A 10,638-nucleotide genomic window follows, 5' to 3' on the forward strand; every position below is an offset into this window, starting at 1 on the left:
CTGGTCTGCGCTCGTGGTCCCTCCCGCTCGGTGCGGGCCGGGCCAACAACCCCCCCCGCCCGCGGGGGGGGGGGGGGGGGCCCCGGGGGGGGGGCGGCCCCCCCCCACACTCGTGCGCGGGGCGCGGTGCTACCGGGGGCATGTGCTGGCGGATTGCGTGCTACCGGGTTACGTGCGGCCTGGTTAGGTGCTGCCTGGTTACGTGCTGCCTGGTTACGTGCTGCTCGATCACCCGACGCCGGCGAGCCGCCGGCTCAGCACCTCGGGCGCGGGGAAGGTGGCGCCGACCGCGCCGACGCGCTTCCAGTGCAGGCGGCCGTCGGGGGCGACGATGAACACGGACCGTCGCAGACCGATCAGCGGGGCGTCGATGCCGAAGGCGCGGGCCACGGTCCGCCCCTCGTCCGCGAGCAGGGGAATGCGCAGGTCACGGTCACGGGCGAAGCGTTCGTGACTGTCGACGTCCTGAGGGCTGATGCCCCAGACGGTCGCGCCGGACGCCCGGAGCCCGTCGAGACCGTCGGAATAGGAGCACAGCTGTCGGGTGCACACGGGGGTGTTGTCGCCGGGGTAGAAGGCCAGGACCACGGGCTTTCCGCGGTGGTCCGCGAGGGCGTAGTCGGAGCGTTCGAACCGGTCCTGGAGCAGGACTCCCCCGGGCAGGGAGAAGTCGCCCACGATGTCCCCCACTGCGGGAGTACGGCCCATGGCGGTGGTTCCTTCCGTAGTCGGTGTCGCGTCACCGCGCGTCGGTCGGTGAGGCGTCGCGTCGGTCGTTGACGCGTCGGCAGCCATTGTGCGCACCCGTGCCGACCGTTCGGTACGGGACCCCCGGGGGCGGGGGGACGGGTGTGTGCCGGGTTCGCGCATCGGCTGGCTGGTTCTTGGCTGTTTCCTCCCGTCTGGGGTGGGTAGGCGAGGTTTCGACCGAGACACCGTGTTCGCCGACTCCGCCGCCCCGAGGGGATGGACGTACGGTCGACGACATCGCGAAGTGGAGATTCCCAGTGGCCATCGTGAAGAGCTCCCTCAAGGACGCCGACCTGAAGATCGTGGGCGACGCCCTGCAAGGCGCCCTGGTGGACCTCGTCGACCTCTCCCTCGTCGCCAAGCAGGTGCACTGGAACGTCGTGGGCCCGCGGTTCCGCTCGGTCCACCTCCAGCTCGACGACGTCGTCACCTCGGCCCGCACCCACTCCGACGTGGTCGCCGAGCGCGCCTCCGCCCTCGGGGTCTCCCCCGACGGCCGCGCCGCGACGGTGGCCTCCACCAGCGCGATCGCCGGCGTGAAGGAGGGCTGGGTGAAGGACGTGGACGCCGTCAAGATCCTCGTGGACGGCCTCGCTGCGGTGATCACCCGCATGCGCGAGCGCATCCAGGCGACGGGCGACGCCGACCCGGTCACCGAGGACATCCTGATCGGCCTGACGGGCGACCTCGAAAAGCACCACTGGATGTTCCAGGCCGAAAGCGCCTGAGCCGAAGCGCAACAGTGCCCCGACCGCCGTTCGGCGGTCGGGGCACTTCCATGCCGGAAGCGACCGCTGGGGTACTTGCGCGAGATCGTTCCAGTCTCGGCGCCATCGCGTGCCGGCCCGCTGGGGATTGCCTGTGGCGCAGAGTTCGGAGGGCGCCGGTCGGCGGTCAGCGAATCCCCGTGCGCCCGCCGCGCGGGCAGCCCTTCGCGTGGATCGTCGCGCCGCCCTCGGGGCCGCCCCCTGGAACGGGGGTGGCGCCGCAGTGCGGGCAGCCGCGGCGGGCCTCGGCGGGGGTCTTGCCGGTCACGCTGTCGCCTCGATGTTGTCGACGAGGGTCGAGAACTCGCGGCCGGACGGCAGCCGGACGTAGGCGAGGTCCACCCACCGCTCGGCGCCGGTGTCCGCCACGTTCTCACGGACGACCGCCATCAGCTCGCCCTCGGCGCCGGAAGGAATGTCCCGGACGCGTTTGCGCAGGAGGGCGTGCGGGACGTACTCGTACACCTCGGGCATCGTTCTGGGCTCCCCATCGTCGTCAGCGGGTGGTGGAACGAGCCTAGATATCCGGACAACGCGCGCGAAGTGACCCTGGGTACCGGTAGTTTGGGGCCCCCGCCAGCAGAGGACGCGCCATGGGTCGTGACGACCGGACCACCCTGACCCGCAGTCGGGGAACCGCCAACCGCAGTCGCACCGGCATGGTGTCCGGGTATGTGTTCCGCGTGATCCGCGAGGAATTGGACCACACCCAGCAGTCACTGGCCGACGCCTTCAAGGTGTCGACTGACACGATTGCCGGCTGGGAATCGGGACGACGTCCCCTGACCTCGTTGACCGTGGGCCAGAAGCTGCTGCACCGACATCTTCTGATGCGCATGGGTGTGAGCCCCGCGCTGCTCCGAGCCCTCGACAGGGGGCTGGAGGCGGATGTCCTCCTCGCCGATGCCCTCACCGATGAAGGAGCCACCTGCGACAGCCCTCTGGGCGCGTGGGTCATACAACGCGATCTCGTCGAAGTTCTGGTCTGGCCGCTGAACGGTGTCACGCCCGAACCCATGCGTGGACTTGGCGTCTCGGGTCGGCCTCGGCGCGGTCCCGCTCCGACCCGGCCCGAGCTGTCGGCGGACGACCGGCGCCGGTTCTTCCGACGGATGCGACGAACAGCTGAGGAGGCGCGCGGCGGTGACTTCCTCCTACACCGCCAAGCGCTCTACCTCGCCGGTTATGACGAGGAGCCCGACACTCCCGAGTGGCTGGGTCGGCAACAGCACGACCAACGTCCGCAGGACTGGCTGACCAGGTGGCTCACCACTCGCTCTGTAGCGGCTGTCGCGGCTCGGCAGGGTGACGGTGACCGCATGCGGCACTTCATCGCCACCACCCTGGACGATGACCATGCGGGTGAAGCCGCCAACCTGAACTACTGGGCCTACTGGATCGGTGAGAGCCCGCACCTCGAGCTTTCGGACGACTTCATCGCCACCACCGGCGCGCCCACCTGGCACGGCCACAAGCTGCTCCAGCACCTTGTCACCGGACTCGTCCCCGACCGTGGGTTCTTCGAGCTGAACATCCACACCATCTGGGCCCTCCTGGCCGCACGCCCCGGACTCCTGCGGACTTCCGAAGCCATGGGCGCCCTGCGGGAGAGGCTTCCCCTGCTGTTGGATGGCACCGGGCCCTCGAAGTGCGCGCGGCGAGAGCTCGAAGGCATTCGGTACGCGATCCGCCTCGCCGAGGCGTGAAGGAGAGACACAGTGGCTGACGACCTGTCCGCGGTCGCCCGATTCCTCTACGAGGCGGGCACGCTCAAGCACGCTCGTCGCACGGGCTGGTGGATGGCGGGCATCACGCAGCCGGAGAGCGTGGCCGAACACTCCTGGCGGACCTCCCTCATCGCGTCGATCATCGCGAGGCTGGAGGGGGCCGATCCGGCGCGGGCCGCTTTCCTGGCCGTCTGGCACGACACCCAGGAGACGCGTACCGGCGACGTGAACCACCTCGGCAAGAAGTACTCGGCAACGGCCGACCCCCAGGCGGTGACCGCCGACCAGACGGCCGGGATGCCCGACCTGTTGGCCTCGACGATCCGGGACCTGGTCTCCGAGTACGAGGGCAACGACTCGGCGGAGGCGGTCTGTGCCCGCGACGCCGACAAACTGGAGTGCATGCTCCAGGGTCTGGAGTACAAGGCCCAAGGCCATGTGAACGCGCAGCGGTGGATCGACAACAGCAAGGCGCGGCTCACCACGGAGACCGGTCGGCGACTGGCCGACGAGCTGTTGGAGCAGGGGCCCCTGGACTGGCTGCGCGTGGCCATCGGCGAGAAGACCTGACCTGCCGACCCGGAGCCCCCTCCCGCCGGCCGGGGCGGGAGGGGGTGGGGGTCAGTCCTTCACCGCGCCGCCGAGGCCTGAGACCAGGTGGCGTTGGACCAGGACGAAGAAGATCAGGACCGGCAGGGTCATGATCGTGGAGCCGGCCATGATGCCGCCCCAGTCGTTCTCGTCCGGTTTGAAGAACACCAGGAGGGCCATGGGCAGGGTCGACTGGGAAGTGTCGCTGATGATGAACGACTTGGCGAAGAGGAAGTCGTTCCAGGTGGATATGAAGGAGAAGACGCTCGTCGCCACCAGCCCGGGGAAGACCAGCGGGAAGAGGATCTGCCACAGGAAGCGGGTGCGGCTCGCGCCGTCGATGTACGCCGCTTCCTCCAGCGCCTCCGGGACCGCCTTCACGAAGCCGCGCAGCATCCAGATCGCGAACGGCAGCGAGAAGGCGATGTGGGGCAGCACCAGCGACCAGAGGGTGTTGAGCTGGCCGGTGTCCCGCATGAGGAAGAAGAGCGGGATCGTCAAGGCCTCGATCGGCACCATCTGCGCCACCAGGAACATGATGAGCAGCGTCGTGCGGAAGCGGAACTTGAAGCGGGTGACGGCGGTCGCCGCGAGGAACGCGATCAGGGCGGACGCGAGGACCACGGAGCCGGCGACGAACAGGCTGTTGAGGAAGTAGCGGCCGAACTCCTGCTGTTCGAAGACGCGGCGGAACGAGTCCAGGGACGGGGCGAGGGTCCACGGGCGGGCCTCGGTCGACTGGATCTCCCCCGCCGGTTTGAGGGCGGAGAGCACCATCCAGTACAGGGGGAAGGCGACGACCACGGCGACGGTCAGCGCGGACGCCTCGGCCGCGAGCCGCCAGGGGCGGCGGATCCCGAACCGGGCCGGGGATGATCCGGCCGCCCGGGCCGGTCGGACGGCCGGGCGCGTGGGGAGCGTGCCGGTGGGGCTCACAGTTCTTCTCCCTGCCGTCGCATGAGGCGTAGGTAGACGAGGGTGACGGTCAGCAGGATCAGCAGCATGACCACGCCGATCGCCGAGCCCAGGCTGTACTGGGAGGACGCGAAGGCCTTCTGGTAGGCGTAGACGTTGAGGACGAGGTTCTGGCCGGCGATGCCGCCGCCGGCGGTCATCACGTAGATCTGGGTGAAGACCTTGAAGTCCCAGATGATCGACTGGATGGTGACGACGATCAGGATGGGCCGCAGCATCGGCGCGATGACGGAGCGCCAGATCCGCCACTGGGAGGCGCCGTCCAGCGAGGCCGCTTCCAGGACCTCGGACGGGATCGCCTTGATGCCCGCGTACACGGTGACCATGACGAACGGGAACGAGCACCAGACGACCTCGAAGAGGACGAGGGCGAAGGCGCTGAAGCGCCCGTACGTCCAGGAGAAGTCCCCGAGGCCGAGCAGCCGGTTGACCGGGCCGTAGTCCGGGTCGAAGAGGAACACCCAGACGGTGGAGCCGGTGACGGCGGGGGTGGCCCAGGCACCGAGTGCGGCCAGCATCAGGGCGAGCCTGGGGAGCGCCCTGATGCGGGTCAGCAGGACGGCGAGCGCGCAGCCGACGGCGAGGGTGGTGACCACGCACGCGGCGGCGAACACGACGGTCGCGAGCAGGACCTGCCAGAACTGCGGATCGACGAAGAGGGTCCGGTAGTTGCCGAACCCCTTGAAGGTGGTCGGTTCACCACCGCTGACCTGGGCCTGGGTGTATTCGAGGAAGGAGATCAGACCGAGTTGGTAGATCGGGTAGACCAGCAGCGCGGCGAGGACGAGCAGGGCGGGGGCGAGGTAGAGCCAGGGGGTCCAGCGGCTGCCGTGGCGCCCGCCGCCGCGAGTGCGCGGCGCTCGGGGTGCGGGCGCCGACGATGTCTTCGGTGAGGTGGCGGGCGGCGCGAGGGCGGTTGCTTCGTGCGTCATGTCGGCGGGCCGGTCAGCCGGCGCTGGAGAAGGCCGCGTCCATCTTCTTCGCCGCGTCCCCGGCAGCGGCGGGTACGTCCTTCTTGCCGCTGACGACCTCCTGGAACATCGTCGGCAGGACGGTCGAGGCGTCGATCTGTCCCCAGCCCGGGGAGGCCGGCACGAACTTGGTGCCCGCCGTGAGGGTCCGTACGAACGGCTCGACGAACGGGTCCTTGCGCGCCACCTCGGCGCGGACGTCTGTGTAGGTGGGGAGGAAGCCCATGGCGTCGAAGAGTTGGCGCTGGGTGTCCTTGCCCGCGAACCGCTTCATCAGGTCGACGGCGAGGGTCCGGTGCGAACTGCTCTTGAGAATGCCGATGTTGTTGCCGCCGGCGAAGGCCGGGGCGATCTCGCCCTCCTTGACTCCGGGCAGCGGGACGACGGCGTACTTGCCCTTCACCGTGCCCGCTTCGACGGCCCGGTGGCTGAAGTCGCCGCCGATGGCCATCGCCGCGTTGCCGGAGGCGAAGGCGGTGACGGTGGCGTTGCCGCCCATCGCGGCGCACTTGGCGGCGGGACAGTTGTCGTCGCCGAAGAGGGAGGTGTACGTCTCGATGCCCTTGCGGGCGGCGTCGCTGTTGATCGTCGATTTGAACGTGCCGCCGCTCTCCTCGGCGAGTTCACCGCCGTTGGCCCAGATGAAGGGCATGGCTCCGTAGGTGTAGGCGCCGCCGACGGCCAGCCCGTACAGCTCGGGCTTCGCCTTGCGGATCTGCTTGGCCGTGGCGACCAGTTCGTCCTGGGTCTTCGGCGGCGCCAGTCCCAGTTCGGTGAAGACGTCGGTGCGGTAGTACAGGGCGCGCACGCCGACGAAGAGCGGCGCGCCGTACACCTTGCCGCCGACGGTGACCGACCGGGCGGCCGTGCCGTCGGTGTCCTTGGCCTCCGGCCAGGCGGCGAACTCCGCGCTGATGTCGGCGAGTCCACCGTCCTTGACGTAACCGGCGGTGTCGGTGTTGCCGTACTCGATCAGGTCGGGGGCGCTCTTCGGGTCGTTGAACGCGGCCTTGACGCGCTGGGCGCGGGTCTCGACCGGGATGTACTCGACCTCCACCTTCACGCCGGAATGCTGCCCGGTGAAGGCGGCGACGGCGCCGTCGACGACCTTCTTCTTCGGCTCGTTGTTGACCTCCTGGAAGAGCCAGACGCGCAGGGTGCCGGACGTCTCGTCCTTCGAGGAGGTGGCGCCGGAGGTCTGGGGTGCGCAGGCGGTGGACGTCAGCGCGGTGATTCCGGTCAGGGCGAGGGCGGCGAGGGGTACGGCTATGCGGGAGCGGAGCTTCATGGGCGGTCCCCGGGAGAGAGTGCGAATGCGTTGCACAGTGCGCAACGCCTGTTTCGTCATGCACAACTTGGAGGAGGCTAGAACGACTCAAACCCGGGGACAAGTGGTCTCCACCACTCTGTGACCGGACGAAGCATCCTGCGCAACGCGGAAGGGGCCGCCGTCGTGAGGTCCGCGGGGACGCCGGGCATGACGGCGGTGTGGTGGGCGGTCCGGAACACCGCGCAGCCGGACGCGACCGCCACGAAGGGGACGGCGTGCCCGAACGCCCTTGGGGCGGTGGGCAGTACGGTCGGCAGGACGGTCGGCCGTCATCGTCGCTAGGCCGGCGACGGTCGTGCGGGGCGCCGAGTGGTCCGCGAGCCGCCCCGGCCGGCACACCGGTCCGGGGACGGCGGAAGCGGGCGGGGGCGGCCGGGTGGCTACGGTGGCGCGCGGGGCGGTCGGTACGGGACTTGGAGCGGTTCCGGGACGGCGGAAGCGCGGCGGGCGGTGCGGGAACGCCGGGGGCGCGGCGCCTCAGCCTGCGCAGGTCGGGCAGAGCCCCCGATAGGTGACCTCGACCTCGGCGACCGCGAAGCCGAACCGTTCCCCGTCCGGCAGGCCGGCGAGGGGGTCGCCGGCCGGGTGGACGTCGCGGATCAGGCCGCAGCCGGTGCAGATCAGGTGCTGGTGGGGGTGGTGAGCGTTCGGGTCGTAGCGCTTGGCGCGGCCGTCGGTGGAGACTTCGGCGACCTCGCCGAGGGAGACCAGTTCGCCGAGGGCGTTGTAGACCGTCGCCCGGGAGATCTCCGGCAACTTCCTTACGGCACGGGCGTGCACCTCGTCGGCCGTGAGGTGCACGTGCTCGCCGTCGAGGACCTCCGCGACCACGCGCCGCTGCGCGGTCATCCTCCAGCCACGCCCTCGCAGTCGTTCCAGCAGGTCACTCATGGCATCACCCTGTTCGGTCGGGCGGAGGGTTCCCGGAGGACCGCCGGCGGAGGCCGGGAACCCGTGGCACGGAGCTTGGTGTTCTTCTTGACTTGGACTGAGTCCATCGTAGGATCGGATTCATTGACAGCCAAGGGGCAGGACGATTCCAGCGCGGCAGGAGAGGCCACACCGACGGGCTCGACCGGGGCCCGCGCCCTGTGCCCCGACTGTTCCGCATACATGCAGTTCCTGAGCACCGTGATCCGGTCCGGAAGGATTCCCATGTCTGAGAACCATGACGCAATCGTCGTAGACGCGAAGGACGGGGGCGGTGGAGGTTGTCCGGTCGCGCACGAGCGCGCCGCGCACCCGACGCAGGGCGGCGGTAACCACCAGTGGTGGCCCGAACGCCTCAACCTGAAGATCCTCGCGAAGAACCCGGCGGTGGCCAACCCGCTCGGCGAGGAGTTCGACTACGCCGAGGCGTTCACCTCCCTCGACCTGCCGGCCGTCAAGCGGGACATCGCCGAGGTACTGACGACCTCGCAGGACTGGTGGCCCGCCGACTTCGGCCACTACGGCCCCTTCATGATCCGGATGGCCTGGCACAGCGCGGGCACCTACCGCATCAGCGACGGTCGCGGCGGCGCCGGCGCCGGTCAGCAGCGCTTCGCGCCGCTCAACAGCTGGCCGGACAACGTGAACCTGGACAAGGCCCGCCGCCTGCTGTGGCCCGTCAAGAAGAAGTACGGCCAGAACCTCTCCTGGGCCGACCTCATGATCCTGACCGGCAACGTCGCGCTGGAGCAGATGGGCTTCGAGACCTTCGGCTTCGCCGGCGGCCGGGCCGACGTCTGGGAGCCCGACGAGGACGTCTACTGGGGCCCGGAGACCACCTGGCTCGACGACGAGCGCTACACCGGCGACCGCGAGCTGGAGAACCCGCTCGGCGCGGTCCAGATGGGCCTCATCTACGTCAACCCGGAAGGCCCGAACGGCAACCCCGACCCGATAGCCGCGGCCCGCGACATCCGCGAGACGTTCCGTCGGATGGCGATGAACGACGAGGAGACGGTCGCCCTGGTCGCGGGCGGTCACACCTTCGGCAAGACCCACGGCGCGGGCCCGGCGGAGAGCGTCGGCGACGACCCCGAGGCCGCGCCGATGGAGCAGCAGGGCTTCGGCTGGAAGAACTCGTACGGCACCGGCAAGGGTGGCGACGCGATCACCAGTGGTCTGGAGGGCATCTGGACCGACACCCCGATCACCTGGGACAACAGCTTCTTCGACATCCTCTTCGGCTACGAGTGGGAGCTGTTCAAGAGCCCGGCCGGCGCGCACCAGTGGCGTCCGAAGGACGGCGCCGGCGCGGGCACCGTGCCCGATGCCCACGACCCGTCGAAGACCCACGCGCCGACGATGCTGACGACGGACCTCTCGCTGCGCTTCGACCCGGCCTACGAGCAGATCTCCCGCCGCTTCCACCAGAACCCGGCGGAGTTCGCGGACGCCTTCGCCCGCGCCTGGTACAAGCTCACCCACCGCGACATGGGCCCGCTCGTGCGCTACCTCGGCCCGGAGGTCCCGACCGAGACGCTGCTGTGGCAGGACCCCCTCCCGGCTCTGACGCACGAGCTCGTCGACACCGACGACGTCGCCGCCCTCAAGGCGCGGATCCTCGGCTCGGACCTGTCGGTGTCCCAGCTGGTCTCCGTCGCGTGGGCCTCGGCCGCGTCGTTCCGCGGCAGTGACAAGCGCGGCGGCGCCAACGGCGCGCGCGTGAGGCTCCAGCCGCAGAACGGGTGGGAGGCCAACGACCCGGACCAGCTGGCGACGGTGCTGCGCACCCTGACGTCGATCCAGGAGGAGTTCAACTCGGCCGCGTCCGGGAACAAGCGGGTTTCGGTCGCGGACCTGATCGTCCTCGCGGGCGCGGCCGCGGTCGAGCAGGCCGCGAAGGACGCCGGTTTCGATGTCGAGGTCCCGTTCGCGCCGGGTCGCGTGGACGCCTCACAGGAGCAGACCGACGTCGAGTCGTTCGCGGCGATGGAGCCCGCCGCCGACGGTTTCCGCAACTACCTCGGCAAGGGCAACCGTCTGCCGGCCGAGTACCTGCTCATCGACCGGGCCAACCTGCTGAACCTGAGCGCCCCCGAGATGACGGTGCTCGTCGGTGGTCTGCGCGTGCTCGGCGCGAACCACCAGCAGTCACGGCACGGGGTCCTCACCACGACGCCCGGGACGCTGACGAACGACTTCTTCGTCAACCTGCTCGACCTGGGCACGACGTGGTCGGCCGTCGCCGGGGACGGCAACGCCTTCGAGGGTCGCGACGCGGCCACCGGCGAGGTCAAGTGGACCGGCACGCGCGCCGACCTCGTGTTCGGCTCGAACTCCGAGCTGCGGGCGCTCGCGGAGGTCTACGCGAGCGACGACGCGAAGGCGAAGTTCGTGAAGGACTTCGTGTCCGCCTGGGACAAGGTCATGAACCTCGACCGGTTCGACCTGGCCTGACGGTGACGTCCGGGCCGGCCGGTGTCCTCCGGCCCGCCCCGGACGCCCCCCACCACACACCCGGCACAACATTAACGAGGTGGGCGAGAAAGTTACCGGCGGCGCCCGGTCGGCGTAGCACAGGAAGGGGTCCCCCCCGG

11 protein-coding genes are annotated in these 10,638 nt (G+C 69.9%); 4 read left to right on the top strand and 7 right to left on the bottom strand.

Features of this window, described 5'->3' with window-relative positions:
• Positions 1-228: 228 nt before the first annotated feature.
• Positions 229-708 (bottom strand): peroxiredoxin, encoded by a 480-nt coding sequence (locus tag AB0D46_RS37815; RefSeq protein WP_362884549.1) that lies wholly within the window; start codon positions 706-708, stop codon positions 229-231.
• Positions 709-1,007: 299 nt separating this feature from the next.
• Between AB0D46_RS37815 and AB0D46_RS37820 the strand changes: the two genes are divergently transcribed.
• A complete protein-coding gene (locus tag AB0D46_RS37820; RefSeq protein WP_362884551.1) occupies positions 1,008-1,478 on the top strand; it encodes a DNA starvation/stationary phase protection protein in 471 nt (156 codons plus the stop codon).
• A 166-nt stretch (positions 1,479-1,644) separates the two neighbouring features.
• Here the strand turns inward: AB0D46_RS37820 and AB0D46_RS37825 are convergent, their stop codons facing one another.
• Together AB0D46_RS37825 and AB0D46_RS37830 are read right to left on the bottom strand one after the other, a co-directional pair.
• Positions 1,645-1,785 (bottom strand): hypothetical protein, encoded by a 141-nt coding sequence (locus tag AB0D46_RS37825; RefSeq protein WP_362884553.1) that lies wholly within the window; start codon positions 1,783-1,785, stop codon positions 1,645-1,647.
• Positions 1,782-1,991, bottom strand: coding sequence for a hypothetical protein (locus AB0D46_RS37830; RefSeq protein WP_362884555.1), 210 nt, complete (start codon positions 1,989-1,991; stop codon positions 1,782-1,784). Before AB0D46_RS37830 ends, AB0D46_RS37825 begins: the two co-directional genes overlap by 4 nt.
• 119 nt (positions 1,992-2,110) lie before the next feature.
• On the opposite strand from AB0D46_RS37830, the gene AB0D46_RS37835 reads away from it, so the two are divergent.
• Together AB0D46_RS37835 and AB0D46_RS37840 are read left to right on the top strand one after the other, a co-directional pair.
• Positions 2,111-3,223 carry a helix-turn-helix transcriptional regulator gene (locus AB0D46_RS37835; RefSeq protein WP_362884556.1) on the top strand — a complete coding sequence of 371 codons (1,113 nt, stop codon included), beginning with the start codon at positions 2,111-2,113 and terminating at the stop codon, positions 3,221-3,223.
• Positions 3,224-3,235: 12 nt separating this feature from the next.
• Entirely contained in the window at positions 3,236-3,814 is a 579-nt protein-coding gene (locus AB0D46_RS37840) for an HD domain-containing protein (RefSeq protein WP_362884558.1), read from the top strand.
• A gap of 51 nt (positions 3,815-3,865) precedes the next feature.
• Here AB0D46_RS37840 and AB0D46_RS37845 read toward each other — a convergent pair whose 3' ends face one another.
• The 4 genes from AB0D46_RS37845 to AB0D46_RS37860 form a co-directional block, all read right to left on the bottom strand.
• Positions 3,866-4,690: a carbohydrate ABC transporter permease gene (locus AB0D46_RS37845; protein WP_362884566.1), complete on the bottom strand. Its 825-nt coding sequence runs from the start codon at positions 4,688-4,690 to the stop codon at positions 3,866-3,868.
• Positions 4,691-4,767: 77 nt separating this feature from the next.
• Positions 4,768-5,742 carry a sugar ABC transporter permease gene (locus AB0D46_RS37850; protein WP_362884560.1) on the bottom strand — a complete coding sequence of 325 codons (975 nt, stop codon included), beginning with the start codon at positions 5,740-5,742 and terminating at the stop codon, positions 4,768-4,770.
• A gap of 13 nt (positions 5,743-5,755) precedes the next feature.
• Positions 5,756-7,069 (bottom strand): extracellular solute-binding protein, encoded by a 1,314-nt coding sequence (locus tag AB0D46_RS37855; protein ID WP_362884562.1) that lies wholly within the window; start codon positions 7,067-7,069, stop codon positions 5,756-5,758.
• A gap of 519 nt (positions 7,070-7,588) precedes the next feature.
• Entirely contained in the window at positions 7,589-8,002 is a 414-nt protein-coding gene (locus AB0D46_RS37860; RefSeq protein ID WP_362884563.1) for a Fur family transcriptional regulator, read from the bottom strand.
• A 264-nt stretch (positions 8,003-8,266) separates the two neighbouring features.
• Between AB0D46_RS37860 and katG the strand changes: the two genes are divergently transcribed.
• Positions 8,267-10,498 (top strand): catalase/peroxidase HPI, encoded by a 2,232-nt coding sequence (katG, locus tag AB0D46_RS37865; RefSeq protein WP_362884564.1) that lies wholly within the window; start codon positions 8,267-8,269, stop codon positions 10,496-10,498.
• Positions 10,499-10,638: the final 140 nt, after the last annotated feature.

The sequence above is a fragment of the Streptomyces sp. NPDC048383 genome (assembly GCF_040651775.1).
Taxonomy (GTDB): Bacteria; Actinomycetota; Actinomycetes; order Streptomycetales; family Streptomycetaceae; genus Streptomyces.